Below are 16,960 nucleotides of genomic sequence, written 5' to 3' on the forward strand. Positions count from 1 at the left end.
TCGGGCGTGAGGGCCAGGGTGATGCCGTCTTCAGTCTGGGTCAGCAGCAGCGGGAAGCCGAGCAGGACGAAGTAGATGATGAGGAAGATGAAGGCGCGCAGCGGTGCCGTCGCCCAGTGCAGCCTGTGCGTGCCCTCGGAGAAGCGGACCGGAGGGTGCTGCGGGCCGTACCCGTAGGGAGGCTGCGGCTGACCGTACGGAGGCCCGGGAGGCCGAGGGGGCGGCCCGTACGGCGGACGCGGCGGCGGGCCATAGGGCGGGCCCGGACGGCCCTGAGGTCCGTACGGCCCCGGACCGGGACGTCCCGGCGGCGGACCATAAGGGCCTGGGCCTGGGCCTGGACCTGGCCCCGGGCCGGGTCCGGGGCCCGGGCGACCTGGGGGTCCGTACGGGGGGCCGTAGGGGCCGGTCATAGCCCCATGCTCCGTTCTTCGCCCTTCTGGGCGAGACGGTCGCGCAGTTGCGCGGCTTCGGTGCTGCGCAGGCCGGGGATGGTCGCGTCCGTCGCCGCCGCGGCGGTGTGCATCCGGACGGTGGCGATCCCCATCCACCGTTCGAGGAGCCCCGCCGTGACGTCCACGAACTGCATCCGCCCGTAGGGGACGACGATGAGGCGCTTGACGAACACGCCGTGGGTGACGAGGAGGTCGTCCGCGCGCTCGACGTACCCGTACGCCCGGCGGTCGAGTTCGGCGACCAGCCAGGTGACGGCCGCCCCCAGCAGGACGGCGACGACCCACATGACGGCGGCGACCGCGCCGCCGTTCCGCCACACGATGAACCCGCCCACACCGCCGATGGGAATCGCCCAGAGGACGGCGGTGAGAAGCCTGTGCAAGGCGTGGCGCTTGGAGATGTGCGCCCAGTGGAGACCGCTGCCGGGCGCGAACGCCTGGTCCGCCTGGTAGGCGGGCGCCGTCTGCTGCTGCCCTTGGTGCGGCGGGTAGTGTGCCGGTACCTGACCTGGCGGCTGACCGCCTGGTCCCTGGGCAGGGGGCGCGGGCGGGTACGCCGCGTCCTGGGGGCCAGGTTGCGCGGCGGGCTCGTACGGCGGTTCGCCGTGGCTCGCGTTCATTGCCCCCTAGTCAACCGGAAAACGAGTACCGCTCGCCATGGGACCATGAAGCGGTGATCGGAGCGGCGGAGGCGCGACCATGACCACCGAGCGGATCGTCGGGATCGGCGCGGGCGCCAAGGAGCTCGCCACCGAGGACATGACCTTGAACATCGGCCCCCAGCACCCGTCCACGCACGGTGTGCTCCGGTTGAGGCTGACCCTGGACGGCGAGCGCATCTCCGCGGCCGAGCCCATCGTCGGGTACATGCACCGGGGCGCGGAGAAGCTGTTCGAGGTCCGGGACTTCCGGCAGATCATCGTCCTGGCGAACCGGCATGACTGGCTGTCGGCGTTCTCCAGCGAGCTGGGCGTCGTCCTCGCCGTGGAGCGCATGCTCGGCATGGAGGTTCCCGCGCGCGCCGTGTGGACGAGGACCCTCCTGGCCGAGCTGAACCGGATCCTGAACCACCTCATGTTCCTGGGTTCGTATCCCCTCGAGGTGGGCGCCATCACCCCGATCTTCTACGCGTTCCGTGAGCGCGAGACGTTGCAGCGGGTGATGGAGGAGATCTCCGGTGGCCGCATGCACTACATGTTCAACCGGGTCGGCGGCCTGAAGGACGAGCTCCCGGCCGGCTGGACGACACGCGCGCGGACCGCCGTCGCCGACGTCCGCTCCCGCATGGGCGACATCGACGACATCATCATGGGCAACGAGATCTTCCGCGCGCGCACGAGGGGCGTTGGCGTCCTCACCCGCGAGCAGATCCTCCAGTACGGGGTGTCGGGGCCCATCGCACGGGCGTCCGGCGTCGACTTCGACCTGCGCCGGGACGAGCCCTACCTGGCCTACGGCGACCTCGACGTCCGTGTGGTCACCCGCACGGAGGGCGACTGCCTGGCCCGCTTCGAATGCCTCCTGGACCAGGTGCACGCGTCCCTGGACCTCGCCGACGCCTGCCTGGACCGCATCGCCGAGCTCCCGCCGGGCCCGATCAACCAGCGGTTGCCGAAGGTCCTGAAGGTGCCCGAGGGCCACACCTACGCCTGGACGGAGAACCCTCTGGGCCTCAACGGCTACTACCTGGTGTCGCGCGGGGAGAAGACCCCATGGCGGATAAAGCTGCGCTCCGCGTCGTTCAACAACATCCAGGTCCTGACGGAACTGCTGCCGGGCAACCTGGTCGCCGACATGATCGCCATCCTCGGCTCGATGTTCTTCGTGGTCGGCGACATCGACAAATGACCCCCGCGCCGGAGGGCCCCACCGCGCCGGAGGCTAGGCGCGGGAGGCGCGGCGGTCGCGTTCCTCCTCGTCCGGGTCCTTGGGCACGCGGCACGCGTACTCCAGGAAGAAGGCCGCTGCCACCAGGACGGCGGCCGCCAGGAACGTGCCGCCGCTGACGAAGAAGTCGTGCCGGGGGGTCGGCTTGTCGAGCTCGGACGCGAGGCTGATCGCGAACCCGCCGAACACGCCCGCGATGACGGCGGCGGAGTGCGCGCTGGCCTTGCCCAGGGCGGCCAGCCGGGCCACGGCCATCGGGTCGATCGGCTTCGGCGTCCTGCGCCCCGCCTCCGGCACCCGCCCCCGCTCGGGCTTGCGGCGGATGCGGCGCAGCACGTTCAGGCCGGTGAAGCCCTCACCGAGGGCGAGCAGCAGCAGCGTCGGCACCGCCGTCCACGGCAGGGGCGGCAGCGAGAGGTAGGCCGAGCGCAGCACCGCCCAGGTGACCACCGCGACGACGACCACCAGGGCGATGAGGAACAGCGGGCGGGACGGCTTCATGCAGGCTGCTGGAGTGCCAGGTCCTCCCGGCGGCGGCAGGCCGACGGGCCGCCCTCGGCCTGCTTGGCCTGGGCGAGGTCACCGACGCGGCCGTGCCCGGGCAGCAGCACGTCCGGCTCGATGTCGGCCCACGGCACCAGGACGAACGCGCGCTCGTGCGCGCGCGGGTGCGGGAGGGTCAGGTCGGGGTCGTCGGACGAGACGTCGCCGAACACGACGATGTCGATGTCGAGCGTGCGCGGGCCCCAGCGGACCTCACGCTCGCGGCGCATCGAGTTCTCGATGTTCAGGACGCGTTCGAGCAGGTTCTCCGGCGGGAGCCGGGTGTCCGCCACCAGCACGATGTTGAGGAAGTCGCCCTGCTCGGGGATGGTCTCCCCGGGAGGGGCGTAGGGCGCGGTCTCGTAGACCGGGGAGACCGCCACGTAGTTCAGCCCGGGAGCGTCGAACAGCGCGTCGACCGCCTCCTGGATGTTGTCCAGCCGGTCCCCGAGGTTGCTGCCGATCGAGAACACGACACGGTGCTGGACCAGCATGTGCCCGCCGGTGGCGGTGCGGTCGGGCATGCGGTCGGACGCAGTCATGGGCGACTCCTCCTGATCTTCACGGCGACGTCCGTGAAGGGGTGCGGGACGGGCGCGCTCGGTTTGTGGACGGTGATCTCCACCTCGGACACCGCCCCATCTTCCAGACATATAGTCGCCAGCCGGTCGGCCAGCGTTTCGATCAGATTGACGGGCTCGCCCTCGACGGCCGCGACCAGGCGGCCCGCGAGCGTCCCGTAATCGACGGTACGCGAGAGGTCGTCCCCGGCGGCGGCGGGGCGGGTGTCGAGGCCGAGGACGGCGTCCACCACGAACTCCTGGCCCAGCTCGCGCTCGGCCGGCAGGACCCCGTGGCGCCCCCTGGCCCGCAGGCCCCGCAGCTCGATGCGGTCGAGGGTCATTCTTCCTCCCCGTCCACGACGTTGAGGACGGGGGAACCGTGGTGGAGCAGAAGCCGCCACTCCCCACCGGTCCGCACGAACACGTTCGTCGCCACGATGCTGCCTCCGGCGAGGAACCCCGTCTCCGTCTCCTCGTCGGCGGTGAGCACGTTCTCCTTGCACGTCACCACGGCGTGGTCGCCGTACACGTCGGTCTCCACATCCGTCAGCACGAACTGGATGTAGGGCGTGTTGGCCATGATGAGCGCCCAGGAGCGCAGGACCTCCTCGCGCCCGCGCAGCATCGTCCAGCCCGGATGCACGCAGGAGACGCCGGAGGCGTACGGACCGTCGGCCCATACGGCCGACATGCGGTCGAAGTCGCCGGCCTCGAACGCGGCGTAGAACTCGGCGTGGACCTCGTCCACGTCGGCGCGGTTCACGGCACGGCTCATGGGCGGTGTCCCCCTTGCTGGGCGCGACCGTCCGCCGCGGCCGGTTGCGAGCATTCGTCGTTCGGTCCCTCGCCGGGCAGGCGGGCCGCGCTGAAGGCGGCCGCCACGCGGACGGCGTCCGCGTTGGGGCGGACGCGGTGCACCCGCACGCACCAGGCCCCGGCCACCGCCGCCAGTGACGTGGTCGCCACCGTCGCGTCGTCGCATTCGGCGAACGCGCGGGGCGTCCCGTCAGGGTCGGCCAGCAGCTTCGTGAGGAAGCTCTTGCGCGACGCACCCACCAGTACGGGATACCCGGTCGCGGTCAGCGCGTCGAGCCGCGCCAGGAGCCTCCAGTTGTGGCCGGCCTTGGGGCTCTTGGCGAAGCCCAGCCCCGGGTCGAGCACGATCATCGACGGGTCGACGCCCTCCCGCAGGACGGCATCGACCCTCTGCAGAAGCTCATCGCGCACCTCGCGGACCACGTCCGCGTAGATGGCGCGGGTCTGCATGTCGTGGCTGTGGCCACGCCAGTGCATGACCACGTAGGGGACGCCCGCGGCGGCGACCACGCGCGGCATGTCCGGGTCGGCCAGCCCGCCGCTGACGTCGTTCACCAGCCGGGCACCCACGCCCACGGCGGCCTCCGCGACCTCCGCGCGCATGGTGTCCACGCTGACCGGGACGTTTTCGGCGGCGAGGGCCTCGATGACCGGGACCACGCGGCGGAGTTCCTCTCCCCGGGAGACGCGCTGCGCGCCGGGCCGCGTGGACTCGCCGCCCACGTCCACGATGTCGGCGCCCTCCGCGAGGAGGTCCAGCCCGTGGCGGACGGCCTTCTCCGGATCGAACCAGGCTCCGCCGTCCGAGAACGAGTCCGGGGTCACGTTGACCACGCCCATGACGAGGCACCGCCCTGGTGCGGGGAGCCCCGGAACTACGGCATTGGTCATGTCACCCCACCTTATGCCTTGGAGTGCTGGATTCGACGCGGCGGCTCCCGCCTCCCCGCCACGTCCCACCCGCCCCGCGGGACCCAGCAGAACGGGCCTCAGCTAGACGCTGAGGCCCGTTCGATCGCTTGGGGTCCTCGCGGGCACCCGGACGGTCAGTGGCGCCCGAGAATCAGGCTCATCGCCTCGGAGCGCGTCTCCGCGTGATCGCGGAAGTCGCCGCGCACCGCCGACGTGACCGTCTTGGCGCCCGGCTTGCGCACCCCGCGCATCGTCATGCACAGGTGCTCCGCCTCGATCACCACGATCGCGCCGCGCGGCTCCAGCACCCGCATCAGCGCGTCCGCGACCTGGCTGGTGAGCCGCTCCTGGACCTGCGGGCGGCGGGCGTACACGTCCACCAGCCGGGCCAGCTTGGACAGACCGGTGATCTGGCCCTTCTTGTTCGGCGTGTACCCCACGTGCGCCACGCCGTGGAAGGGCACGAGGTGGTGCTCGCACACGGAGTAGACCTCGATGTCCTTCACCAGGACCATCTCTTCGTGGTCGGCGTCGAACACCGTCGTCAGCACGTCCTCGGGCGTCTGCCTGAGGCCGGCGAACTGCTCCGCGTACGCGCGCGCCACCCTGGCCGGGGTGTCGCGCAACCCGTCCCGGTCGGGGTCCTCCCCGATGCCGATCAGGATCTCGCGGACGGCCTTCTCGATGCGCGCGTGGTCGAAGTGCCCGCCCCGCACGGTCTCACCCGGCGGGTCGTTCTCCATCGGCGCCTCGTCATACGGAATGGCCAAGACGGTCAGCTCTCACCCTGGGACGGGTCCGCCGCCTCGGAGGCCACACCGCCGCCCTGCCCGTTGTTCTTGGTGAGGTCGGTGACGTCCTGCGGGCCGAGCAGGGCCAGCTCCTTGGGCGTCAGCACCGGCGGACGGTCGGACGGGAGGCGCTTGCCGTAGCCGGTGTAGGAGTTCTGGTGCGGCCGCTTCTGGATCGGCGCGAAGATCTCCAGCACCTGGTCCTTCGACAGGGTCTCCTTCTCCATCAGGTTCACGACGAGCTCGTCCAGGACGTCCCGGTACTCGACCAGGATCTCCCACGCGGTGTCGTGCGCGGCCTCGATGTAGCGGCGGACCTCGTCGTCGATCGCGGACGCGATGTCCTCGGAGTAGTCGCGCTCGTGCCCCATGTCGCGGCCGAGGAAGACCTCGCCCTGACCGGAGCCGAACTTGCGCGCGCCCAGGCGCTCGCTCATGCCGTACTCGGTCACCATGTTGCGCGCGATGGAGCTGGCCTTCTCGATGTCGTTGGCCGCGCCCGTGGTTGGCTCGTGGAACACGAGCTCCTCCGCGGTGCGCCCGCCCAGCAGCATGGCGAGCTGGTCGGTCATCTCGGAGCGCGTGGTGAGGAACTTGTCCTCCATCGGGAGGGTCATGGTGTAGCCCAGGGCCCGCCCGCGCGGAAGGATCGTCACCTTGTGCACGGGGTCGGAGTTCGGCAGCGCGTGCGCCACCAGCGCGTGCCCGCCCTCGTGGTAGGCGATGATCTTCTTTTCCTTCTCCGACATCACGCGGGTCTTGCGCTCCGGCCCGGCCATGACGCGGTCGATGGACTCCTCGAGGGTGTCCATGTCGATCAGCTTGCGGTCGAAGCGGGCCGTGAGCAGCGCCGCCTCGTTGATGACGTTGGCCAGGTCGGCGCCGGTGAAGCCCGGGGTGCGCCGCGCGATGACGTCGAGGTCGACGTCCTGCGCGAACGGCTTGCCGCGGCCGTGCACCCGCAGGATGCCCTTGCGGCCCTCCAGGTCGGGGCGGTCCACGGTGACCTGCCGGTCGAACCGTCCCGGACGCAGCAGCGCCGGGTCGAGGATGTCGGGCCGGTTCGTCGCGGCGATCAGGATCACGCCGCCCTTGACGTCGAACCCGTCCATCTCGACCAGCAGCTGGTTCAGGGTCTGCTCGCGCTCGTCGTGGCCGCCGCCGAGCCCGGCGCCGCGGTGCCGGCCGACGGCGTCGATCTCGTCGATGAAGATGATCGAGGGCGCGTTGGTCTTGGCCTGCTCGAACAGGTCGCGGACGCGGGAGGCGCCGACACCGACGAACATCTCCACGAAGTCGGAACCGGAGATCGAGTAGAACGGCACGCCGGCCTCGCCGGCGACGGCGCGCGCCAGCAGCGTCTTGCCGGTGCCGGGCGGGCCGTACAGCAGCACGCCCTTGGGGATCTTGGCGCCGATCGACTGGAACTTCGCCGGGTTCTGCAGGAAGTCCTTGATCTCTTCCAGTTCCTCCAGGGCCTCCTCGGCCCCGGCCACGTCGGCGAAGGTGGTCTTCGGGGTGTCCTTGGTGATGAGCTTGGCCTTGGACTTGCCGAAGTTCATCACCCGCGAGCCGCCGCCCTGCATCTGGTTCATGATGAACAGGAAGATCAGCACGATGACCACGATGGGCAGCAGGCTGAACAGCAGGTTCAAGAAGAAGCTCTGCTTGGGGACATCGACGTTGTAACCGCCGGGGAGCTTGCCGGCGTCGGCCTGCTTCTGCAGCTGCTCCTGCAACTGGAGCCCCTGGCCGTCCACCCAGGAGGCCTGCTGCCGTTTGTCGTTGTTGAGGGTCAGCTCGATCCGCTGGTCCTTGTCAACGATCTTGGCCGATTTGACCTGGCCGGCGTTGATCTCCTGGACCACCTTGGAGGTGTCCACCTTCTCGAACGAACGGCCGGGGTTGACGCCCCACATGACGAGGGCGACCAAGATGCCGAACAGCAGGATCCACAGCAGCGGCCCGCGAAAGTAGCGCTTCACGTCCATTTATCCGGTTACCCCTAAGGGGCCCGTCCCTCCTGACCAACGTCTGTGTGCGATCCCCGTCCGCCCCGGGGGGACGAACGCCACTGCGACCAACAATGCGTCCAACGAAAGGCCCGTCGCCAGGGCTTCGGACCCACCGTGGCGGCTTCCCTCATATGGCTCCCCGAACCCAGGGTCCGGGACACCGACGGTACACCGCAGGCGCAGGAGACGCAGCCGACGCCGTTCTCCCGCATCCCTTCCATATACCCGTCAACGATCCTTGCAACGATTCGTCACGGTTACTTGTTCCCTGGGCGGTCCGTGAACCCGTGAGCGGGCCCGTGAGCACGCCCGTGACCGGCCCCTGCGACTCCAGGCGGCGGCCAGGGACGGTCAGGCCCGTCCCTGGGCGACGGTCAGGCTCCGTCCCCGCCGTACACGTGCGGGGCCAGCGTGCCCACGAACGGCAGGTTCCGGTACTTCTCCGCATAGTCGAGCCCGTACCCGATGACGAACTCGTTGGGGATGTCGAACCCGATGTACTTCACGTCCAGGTCGGCCTTGACCGCCTCCGGCTTGCGCAGCAGCGCGCAGATCTCCAGAGAGGCCGGCCCGCGCGACAGGAGGTTGCTCACCAGCCACGACAGGGTCAGGCCGGAGTCGACGATGTCCTCCACGATCAGGACGTGCCGGTCCAGGATGTCGGTGTCGAGGTCCTTGAGGATGCGCACGACGCCCGACGACTTCGTGCCGGAGCCGTAGGACGACACCGCCATCCAGTCCATCGAGGCGGGCGTGTGCAGGGCCCGCGCCAGGTCCGCCATGATCATGACGGCGCCCTTGAGGACCCCGACGAGCAGCAGGTCCTTGCCCGCGTAGTCGGCGTCGATCTGCCCGGCGAGCTCGCGCACCTTGGCCTGCAGATCGTTCTCGGGGATCAGTACTTTCGCCAGGTCGGCGCCCAGGTCCTTCTCGTCCACAACCCCACCCTCATCGCTCAGTTTCGCCCGTCCGGTGGAACGGACGCGGGACGGACACCGCCGCGCGCGCGTGTACGCGATGCGCGCGGCGGACACACCGTGCGACGATCCGCACACGGCGCGCGTCAGGCCGGGCCGAACAGCAGCTTCGCGGACCGCCGGACGGCGCACAGCCCTCCGGGCAGATCCACGTGCCGCTGGCCGCGCCAGGCCGTGACCAGCCGGTCCACCGCTTCGACATGAACCGCCGCGAGCGTACCCGGTGGACTTCCGGCCTTCACCGCGGCCATCCGCAAGACCCGTGTGCGGACGGCTCTGGGCAGGTCATCGAGCCCCTCCAGCCTCAGAGCCACCCTGTGACCGTCCTCAGGGGCCTCCAGCTCGCCGAACGCGCGGGTCGCCAGGTCGTCCAGGGCGTCGGCATCATCGCGCAGCATCCGGGCCGTCCTGGCCAGCGCCTCCGCCACTCCCGGGCCGAGGGCCTTCTCCAGAGCGGGGAGGGCTTCATGCCGGACGCGCACGCGCGCGTAGGCAGGGTCGATGTTGTGGGGGTCGTCCCAGGGCTCCAGCCCCATCGCCTCGCAGGCTCTGCGCGTAGTGGCCCGGTCGAGCCCCAGCAGGGGCCTCAGGTAGAGGACGTCCTGCCGCCGGAACTCGGCCGGCATGCCGGACAGCGATCGCGCTCCCGAACCGCGGGCCAGGCCCAGCAGGACCGTCTCGGCTTGGTCGTCCTGGGTATGGCCCAGAAGGACGACCGCTGACCGCAGTCGGCGCGCAGCCTCGTCCAGAGCCTTGTAGCGCGCATCACGAGCCGCGTTCTCCGGGCCGCCCGGCCCATCGACGGTGACCGCGACCGAGCCCGCCGGGTCCAGCCCCAGGGCCGCCATGGTGCGGACCACGGCGTCGGCACGCTCGTCCGAACCGTCCTGGAGGCCGTGGTCGATCGTGATGCCCCCGGCATGGCGTCCAGCCCTGGGTGCTTCAAAGGCGAGCGCACCGGCGAGCGCAAGAGAGTCGGCGCCGCCGCTGCAGGCGGCCAGCACCATCGTGTCCGCCGGCAGGTCGGCGAGGACTCGCCGCACCGCGAGACGAACCGCCGCCACTGCCGGATCAGGCCCCATGGACAAACGTCTACCACTCCATGAGGCCGTGCAGAGGCCCGATGAAACCGTGCAAAGGCCCGATGAGGCCGTGCAGGGGCCCGGCTCTGCTCAGGCTTCGTTGGCCTTCGGCGGGGCGTCGAGCGCCCTGGGGCCGACCACGCGGTCCATCCAGAGCGCGGGTTCCTTGATCTCGTCGTGCGTGGGGAGCGTCTCCGGCGACTGCCAGACCTGGTTGAAGCCGCTCATGCCCACCTCGGCGACGACCCGCCGCACGAACCGCGAGCCCTCCGCGTACTGCTTCATCTTCAGGTCGATGCCGAGCAGGCGCCGGATCGTCTTGTCGAGCTTGGTGCCGCCCTCACGCCGCCCCTGGAACCGCGACCGGATCTGCTGGACGGACGGCACGACCTCCGGGCCGACGGCGTCCATCACGTAGTCGCCATGCCCCTCCACGAGGGTCATCACCGCGGTGAGGCGATCGAGGATCTCGCGCTGCTCCGGGCTCTGGATCGCGTCGATGAGGTTGGCGTCCCCGCCGCGGACGGCGTCGGCGACGGCCTCGGCCGCGTCCCGGATGCGGTCGAGCATCGCGCCGGGGTCGAGGTCGGACGCCAGCAGGAACTCGGTCATCTGGTCCTGGACGTACTCCCGCAGCCAGGTGACGCCGGTGAACTGGGCACGGTGCGTCTCCTCGTGCAGGCACACCCACAGGCGGAAGTCACGCGTCTCCACGCCCAGCTCCTGCTCGACATGGACGATGTTGGGCGCGACCAGTGTCAGCCGCCCCGTCGCCGCGCGTCCCGTCGGATCGGGCGGCAGGAACAGCTCGTACTGCCCGAGGACACGGCTCGCCATGTAGGCCAGGATCGCGCCCACCTGCATACCGGTCACACGGGAGCCGACAGCCTGGACGACCATGTTCCCGGCACCGCCGAGCGGCCCGGGGCCGCGCCGCTCGGACATCTGCTCGATGAGCGGCTCCAGCACCACCCGGAAGCCGTCCACGTTCGCGCGGATCCAGCCGGGCCTGTCCACGACGGTCGCGGGGTCCGGGTCGAGCTCGGACGCCATGCCGGTGAAGTCCCGCACGTGCCCGTGGGCGAGCTTGGAGAGTTCGCGCAGCTCCTTCACGACCTCGCGGGCCTCGTCATAACTGACCTGGGGTCCCGGCCTCACGAGCCGGGTACCGGCCTGAACGGCCACATTCCAGTCGATCATTGAGGCGCTCATGTACTCCACCGTACGTTTCGGAGACGGCGCCGAGGCGCCCCTACTAGGTCGTTCAACGAACAACCGTTCTGGTTATCTCCCATACAGCCCCGCCCACACGCCCCAGCCCACACCGTCCCACCGCAAAAGCCCCATCCCCCGATAAAACAGGCTCAACTGCAGGAAAGCTCAAGCCGTGGGGAAGCTCAGCCGCGGGGTGCTCCGCCGCAGCCGCAGGAGGCGACGGCCGCGGCCAGCTGGTCCAGCTTGCCCGGGTCGACCGGGCTCTTCCCGTCCCCGGCCATGAACGCGAAGGCGAGCAGCCTGCCGTCCGCGTCGTAGGCGAGCCCCGCAAGCGTGCTGACGCCCGCCAGAGTGCCGGTCTTGGCGCGGACCATCCCGGCGCCCGCCCGGCTGCCCGCCGTGGTGTAGCGCGGCGGGCTCAGCGTCCCGGAGAACCCTGCGACGGGCAGCCCTGTGATGGCCGACCGCAACTCCGGGTGCTTCTCCCCGGCCGCGAGCGAGACGATCCGGGCCAGTGCCAGGGGCGAGATCCGGTTGCGCGGAGACAGGCCGCTGCCGTCGTTGACCGAGACGCCGCCCGCCACCCCCAGCCTGTCCAGTGCCTGCTGGACGGCCTGCGCCCCACCCGCGAACGTCGGCGGGAGCCCCAGCTTGATGGCGACCTGGCGGGCCACCGCCTCGGCCACATCGTTGTCGCTGTCGGTCAGCAGATGCTCCACCAGGGCGGACATCGGCGGTGACTGGACGACGCCGAGCTCTGCGGCGCCCTTCTGAGCCACCGTCCGCCGTCCTGCCTTCGCGCGGATGCCCTGCTTGGCCAGCAAGTACGCGAACTGCCTCGCCGCAGTGGCGGGTGGATCGGAGACCCGTGTCTTCCGGGTCGGGTCCGTCGGGGAGACGCGGCCCTCATCGACCGTCAGCGCGGTCACAGGAGCCACCTCACCGTCCGGCAGGTAGTTGGGCTTCCATCCGGCCGCCGTAGTCGGCCCCTGGTACGCGGACACGTCGTAGTCGACGCGCACCTGGCGCACCCCGGCGGACTTCAGGGCGGCGGCCGTCTGGCGGGTCAGGTCCAAGAGGGACGCATAGGGCGGATGCCCGGCCCCCGGACGTGGCGGCAGGGCCGTCAGGGTAGGATCCCCGCCTCCGACCAGTACGATGCCGCCCCCGGTCCCCCGCACGACCCGAGTGGCGATCCGGTGCGCGGGGCCGACCGTGGCCAGCGCCGCGACCGACGTCGCCAGTTTCGTCGTCGAGGCGGGGGTGGCGGGCCGTTCGGCGCGCAGCGCGTACAGGGACCGTCGCGTCTCGGCGTCGACGACCACCGCGCTGATCTTCGCCTTCGGCCCGCCGATCAGGGCCGCCAGCCGTCCAGCCAGGACGGCGGGGTCCGGCGGCCGGCCCGACGCGGGATCGGCGGCGGGGGCCGCGACCGCGGACGCCGGGACGCGCACCGGGTCGCGCTCGGCCACGCTGGGCGGCTGCGGGGACAGATGACGCGCGGGTGTGAGTTTCGCCACTGCCAGCCCGGCGGTGACGGTGAAAACGTTAAGGAGGGACAGCGACAGGATCACGAGGGCCCGGCCCCGTCCAGGCACGTGACCGCCCCTCTCCCACTCAGCACTCACCAACGTGCGACATCCTTATACGAGGGAACACTCATCCTGTGGGGCCGGCCTCACCCACGGGCTCCCGGAAGACTATTCACTGCGAGCGCGCAGGGAGCGGAGGACATCTTGGATTTCGACGTCACCATTGAGATCCCGAAGGGCCAGCGGAACAAGTACGAGGTGGACCACGAGACGGGACGCATCCGGCTCGACCGCATGCTGTTCACCTCGACGCAGTACCCGGCCGACTACGGGTTCATCGAGGACACCCTAGGGGAGGACGGCGACCCGCTGGACGCGCTCGTCCTGCTGCAGGAGCCGACGTTCCCCGGCTGCCTCATCCGCTGCCGCGCGGTGGGCATGTTCCGGATGACCGACGAGGCCGGCGGTGACGACAAGGTCCTCTGCGTCCCCGCCACCGATCCCCGCATGGAGCACCTGCGCGACATCCACCACGTCGCCGAGTTCGACCGCCTGGAGATCCAGCACTTCTTCGAGGTCTACAAGGACCTGGAGCCCGGCAAGTCCGTCGAGGGCGCCAGCTGGGTGGGGCGTGTCGAAGCCGAACTGGAGATCGAGCGTTCCCTGAAGCGCGCCGCGGACCAGGGCGGCCACTGAGCGCCGGGGCCGGGAGTCGCAGACGGCGCTGATCCGCTCCCGCCGCCCCCGCGACACGACCCCGCAAGGACCCTTCCGCACGGGACACCACGCGGAGGGGTCCTTGCCGTTGGCGGGCACGTCGTCCATGGTCACCGTCGTCCATGGTCACCGTCGTCCATGGTCACCGTCGTCCATGGTCACCGTCGTCCATGGTCACCGTCGTCTTGAACACCATGGCTCATCCCGTCGGGCGGGTCGCGCCGATCAGGTCGCCCCGGTGAATGCCGGCTATGCGGACCTTGGCCCCCGTGTAGGGCGCCTCCACCATCTGGTCTTCGCCGATGTAGATGCCGACATGGTGGATGGTGGCGGGGTCGGACGAGTCCGTGGCGAAGAAGACCAGATCCCCCGGACGCAACGCGTCGATGGGGATGTGAGGGCCTGACATCCACTGGGTGCCGGTCCAGTGATCCAGCCGTACACCGGCCTTGTTCCACGCGTACATGGCGAGACCGGAGCAGTCGAAGCCGACCGTGCCCGCGCCCTGGGCGAACCCCTCACTGGGCCCGAACATGTTGCCCCCGCCCCACGCGTACGGGGTGCCCAGCCACTTGAGCGCCGCCCGGACGGCGGTGGCACCGCGCGCGGCGGACGAGGTCAGTCCCGCGGCCGGAGCCTCAGTTCCGGCGAAGGTGGAGCGGGCCTTGTGCGCCTCTGCCTTCGCTTTGGCCTTCTCCCGCGCGCGCTTGAGCCGGGCAGCGCGGGCCTGGGCGCTGCCTAGCCGGCGCTCAAGGCGCCGCTTCTCTGCTTCGATGCGCTGGACGGACTCCTTCTGCCTGGCCACCGCCTCCTCCGCGGACCGCTTGGCCTCGTCGGCCCGCCGGGTCACGGTGCGCTGCTCCTCGAACGCGGCCTTCGCCTGGCGGCGGAACACGTCCGCGACGGTCTTGGCCGCCTCCACACGGCCGACCATGGCCGCTCGCCGCTTCGCGAGCATCTCGACCATCCCCGCACGGTCCATGAAGCCCTGCGGGCCGCCATCGCCGACGAGCGCCGACGAGATCTGGTCGTAGCCGGTGTTGTCCTGGTAGACGCGGGCCGCGAACGACGAGAGTTCGGCCCGGCTCTCCTCCACTCTCCGCTCGGCCGCGGCAACACGGCCTTGCGTGTCCCAGTAGGAGCGTTGAGCGCGTTCCAGCCGCACCCGCTCGCCGTTGTAGCGCTCTATGGCGGTCTCGGCAGCGGCACTGAGCCTGTCGAGTTCCCCGTCCGCCAGCGCGAGCCTGGCCTTCGTCCGGCCGACTTCGGCCGCCCGCTCCCTGACCTGGCGTTCGGTCCGTTCGACGCCCTGTGCGCTGGGGCCGGGGTCGGCGGACGGGCGCGCGGATGCGGCCGGTACCAGCAGGCTCATGCCCATGGCGAGCCCGGAGCCGAAGGCGGCCATCCGCAGCATCGCGCTCCGGGCAGGGGGGCGAACCGCGCGGCGGTGGCGGGTGTCTGCTGCGCCGATTGCCATGAGCACGTCCTCCCCCGGGGATGCACTGCTTAGCGCAAACGATCACCTACGAAGAGTAGTTGACTCGGGCAACGGACGGTACGGCCGCCACTCCAGGCGCGCCGCCACGGCCGCCTGGAGCTTCCCGTCATGCGGTGGACACCGGCTCAGCACTCGATGAGCTCTCGTCAGATGACCGCCCTGTCGGAGACGGAGTCGCCTCCGGGGTACTGCCAGGAGGTGATGTCGGTGCAGGGGTCGACGGTGCCGGCTCAGGGGTCGTTGGTGCAGGTTCAGGAGTCGATGGTGAAGGTTCAGGAGTCGATGGTGTCGGCGCCGGCTGGCTGCTTCCCGGCCGCTCGGTATCCGTCGGCGTAGCGCCAGGCTCACCCGGACGCTGCGTCTCGGACGGACCGGAAGGGCTCGCCGAGCCGGAGCCCGTCGGCGTGGGCGAGGGACCCGGGTCGGGCGGAGCGTCCTTGCGCCAGGTGACGTGCACCTGGACGGCGCCAGGCCGGAACGTGACGGTTCCCGTCCCGCGCTCGTCCGGCTTACGCGAGACCTGGACGCGCAGGGTCGCGGCCTGCCCGGACTGGAGGCGCCCGGAGGACGGCGACACCCGAACCGGGCCATCGGCGTCGGTCTTCCAGGACACCGGACCGTCTTGCGCCCGCACCTCTATGAACCCCTCCGAACCTCCCGCCAAGTCCAGATAGAGCGGTGAGACGACCAGGACTCCCGCAGGCGTGGTCGACTCGGTTCCGGAGACAGGTACCGGAGGCGGTTCGGGTACGGCTATCGGCGGTGCGGACGAGGCGCGCGCGCCGAACGGGAACGTGGCCGACACAGGGGCGATATCGAACGGCCCGGAGCCGTCCGGGGTCATCTCAGACGGCCGTCCGTCCCCCGGCGTCTGGGAGATGCCCGGTACCACGGTCGGCTGCGGTCCGCCGGTGGCCGTCTCCCTCGAGCCTCCACCGGTGCCCAGCAGGCCGTACATCGATGCCACGCCACCTCCGGACAGGAGCGCGACCACCGCGCACACCACGGCGGCGCGGACGGCCTGAGCGCCGATCCCCGCCTCGTGCGCGGAGGCGGGCGCCCTGCGGAAACGGCCGAGCCACGAACCTTCGCCGCCCTGTCGGGCGGCCCGTCCCGGCCGCGGGCCCTGGACGGGGAAGCCATCGGAGGCGAACTCCGTGACCCGGGTGGCGACGAAGAGCCGGTAACCCACCAGCTCGGGGTCCAGGAAGCAGCTCATGACGCGCAGCCGCAGTTCAGCTGCCGGACGCGCGTCCGGCAGCAGCCCGTACACCTTCTTCGCCGACACGGAACGGGGACAGTGCGAGCCACAGACGGAACACACTTCCGCGTGCCTGCGCAACCGTCCGCTCAGCTCGTGACCGGACTCGCCGCCCCGTTCTCGCAGCAGAAGCGCACGCCTGCCGCAGCCATAAGGCCCTTGCTGCAGGAGTATCTCCGCGACCAGCGTGTCTTCCAGCTCGGCCCGGGCGAGTTCCAGCGCGTCCTGGGCGTCCTTCAGCGACAGGCCCATGACCGCGGCCAGGTCGGGCACCGGCAACCGGTGCCTGATGCTCAGTTCCAGAATCTCCCGGGAGGTCGGACGCAGTGCCAGCACCGCCTGCCAGGCCGTGATGCGCCGGTCGACGTCCTCCTGGTCGTGGCTGGCGACCGGCATGTCCGGGGTCTTGTCGCGCAGCGGCATGTGCCGCGCGCACTCAAGCCTGGCGATGGCGTAGAGCCATGCCCTGAACCTGTGGGGGTCGCGCAGCCTGCCGATGTGCGCCTCAGCGACGATGAACGTGTCGCGCAGGGCGACCTGCGCCGTGTCACGGCACCGCAACTGGAACCAGCAGTACGCGTAGAGCCGACGGGCATGTGCGTCGTACACCGCGGCCGGGGCGCTGGGATCGCGCGCGCGTAGCGCCTCGACCAGGAGATGGTCGTTCATACCAGAAAAGGTAAAGGCTCTTCGGGT

Annotated in this window: 16 protein-coding genes; 2 read left to right on the forward strand and 14 right to left on the reverse strand. The window is 70.6% G+C overall.

Going from position 1 to position 16,960, the window contains the following annotated elements; all coding sequences use genetic code 11:
* Positions 1-409: 409 nt before the first annotated feature.
* Positions 410-1,075 (reverse strand): PH domain-containing protein, encoded by a 666-nt coding sequence (locus CHF16_RS27820; RefSeq protein ID WP_089329093.1) that lies wholly within the window; start codon positions 1,073-1,075, stop codon positions 410-412.
* Between the two features lie 79 nt (positions 1,076-1,154).
* Between CHF16_RS27820 and CHF16_RS27825 the strand changes: the two genes are divergently transcribed.
* On the forward strand, positions 1,155-2,303 hold the full coding sequence (locus tag CHF16_RS27825; RefSeq protein ID WP_089329094.1) for an NADH-quinone oxidoreductase subunit D: 1,149 nt from the start codon (positions 1,155-1,157) through the stop codon (positions 2,301-2,303).
* 33 nt (positions 2,304-2,336) lie between these two features.
* On the opposite strand, the gene CHF16_RS27830 is transcribed toward CHF16_RS27825, so the two are convergent.
* The 11 genes from CHF16_RS27830 to dacB all read right to left on the reverse strand — a co-directional run bounded on the left by CHF16_RS27830 (position 2,337) and on the right by dacB (position 12,854).
* Positions 2,337-2,843, reverse strand: coding sequence for a DUF3180 domain-containing protein (locus CHF16_RS27830; protein WP_089329095.1), 507 nt, complete (start codon positions 2,841-2,843; stop codon positions 2,337-2,339).
* Positions 2,840-3,427 (reverse strand): 2-amino-4-hydroxy-6-hydroxymethyldihydropteridine diphosphokinase, encoded by a 588-nt coding sequence (folK, locus tag CHF16_RS27835; protein ID WP_089329096.1) that lies wholly within the window; start codon positions 3,425-3,427, stop codon positions 2,840-2,842. Before folK ends, CHF16_RS27830 begins: the two co-directional genes overlap by 4 nt.
* Positions 3,424-3,789 (reverse strand): dihydroneopterin aldolase, encoded by a 366-nt coding sequence (gene folB / locus CHF16_RS27840; RefSeq protein WP_089329097.1) that lies wholly within the window; start codon positions 3,787-3,789, stop codon positions 3,424-3,426. The genes folK and folB overlap by 4 nt, the downstream gene beginning before the upstream one ends.
* Complete coding sequence (locus tag CHF16_RS27845; protein ID WP_089329098.1) at positions 3,786-4,223, reverse strand: nuclear transport factor 2 family protein; 438 nt, start codon at positions 4,221-4,223, stop codon at positions 3,786-3,788. Before CHF16_RS27845 ends, folB begins: the two co-directional genes overlap by 4 nt.
* Positions 4,220-5,155 (reverse strand): dihydropteroate synthase, encoded by a 936-nt coding sequence (folP, locus tag CHF16_RS27850; RefSeq protein ID WP_245869357.1) that lies wholly within the window; start codon positions 5,153-5,155, stop codon positions 4,220-4,222. The genes CHF16_RS27845 and folP overlap by 4 nt, the downstream gene beginning before the upstream one ends.
* A gap of 155 nt (positions 5,156-5,310) precedes the next feature.
* Positions 5,311-5,919, reverse strand: coding sequence for a GTP cyclohydrolase I FolE (folE, locus tag CHF16_RS27855; protein ID WP_089329100.1), 609 nt, complete (start codon positions 5,917-5,919; stop codon positions 5,311-5,313).
* A gap of 32 nt (positions 5,920-5,951) precedes the next feature.
* Positions 5,952-7,958 carry an ATP-dependent zinc metalloprotease FtsH gene (ftsH, locus tag CHF16_RS27860; protein ID WP_089329101.1) on the reverse strand — a complete coding sequence of 669 codons (2,007 nt, stop codon included), beginning with the start codon at positions 7,956-7,958 and terminating at the stop codon, positions 5,952-5,954.
* Between the two features lie 398 nt (positions 7,959-8,356).
* Positions 8,357-8,920: a hypoxanthine phosphoribosyltransferase gene (hpt, locus tag CHF16_RS27865; RefSeq protein WP_089329102.1), complete on the reverse strand. Its 564-nt coding sequence runs from the start codon at positions 8,918-8,920 to the stop codon at positions 8,357-8,359.
* A gap of 125 nt (positions 8,921-9,045) precedes the next feature.
* Entirely contained in the window at positions 9,046-10,041 is a 996-nt protein-coding gene (gene tilS, locus CHF16_RS27870) for a tRNA lysidine(34) synthetase TilS (RefSeq protein ID WP_089329103.1), read from the reverse strand.
* Between the two features lie 90 nt (positions 10,042-10,131).
* Positions 10,132-11,241, reverse strand: coding sequence for a zinc-dependent metalloprotease (locus tag CHF16_RS27875; RefSeq protein ID WP_089329104.1), 1,110 nt, complete (start codon positions 11,239-11,241; stop codon positions 10,132-10,134).
* A gap of 197 nt (positions 11,242-11,438) precedes the next feature.
* Complete coding sequence (dacB, locus tag CHF16_RS27880; protein ID WP_245869360.1) at positions 11,439-12,854, reverse strand: D-alanyl-D-alanine carboxypeptidase/D-alanyl-D-alanine endopeptidase; 1,416 nt, start codon at positions 12,852-12,854, stop codon at positions 11,439-11,441.
* 138 nt (positions 12,855-12,992) lie between these two features.
* On the opposite strand from dacB, the gene CHF16_RS27885 reads away from it, so the two are divergent.
* Positions 12,993-13,484 (forward strand): inorganic diphosphatase, encoded by a 492-nt coding sequence (locus CHF16_RS27885; RefSeq protein WP_089329105.1) that lies wholly within the window; start codon positions 12,993-12,995, stop codon positions 13,482-13,484.
* A gap of 220 nt (positions 13,485-13,704) precedes the next feature.
* Here the strand turns inward: CHF16_RS27885 and CHF16_RS27890 are convergent, their stop codons facing one another.
* On the reverse strand, positions 13,705-14,919 hold the full coding sequence (locus CHF16_RS27890) for a C40 family peptidase (RefSeq protein WP_089329127.1): 1,215 nt from the start codon (positions 14,917-14,919) through the stop codon (positions 13,705-13,707).
* 190 nt (positions 14,920-15,109) lie between these two features.
* Complete coding sequence (locus tag CHF16_RS27895; RefSeq protein WP_089329106.1) at positions 15,110-16,933, reverse strand: sigma-70 family RNA polymerase sigma factor; 1,824 nt, start codon at positions 16,931-16,933, stop codon at positions 15,110-15,112.
* Positions 16,934-16,960 lie beyond the last annotated feature (27 nt).

Source organism: Actinomadura meyerae (genome assembly GCF_900188445.1).
Lineage (GTDB): Bacteria > Actinomycetota > Actinomycetes > Streptosporangiales > Streptosporangiaceae > Spirillospora > Spirillospora meyerae.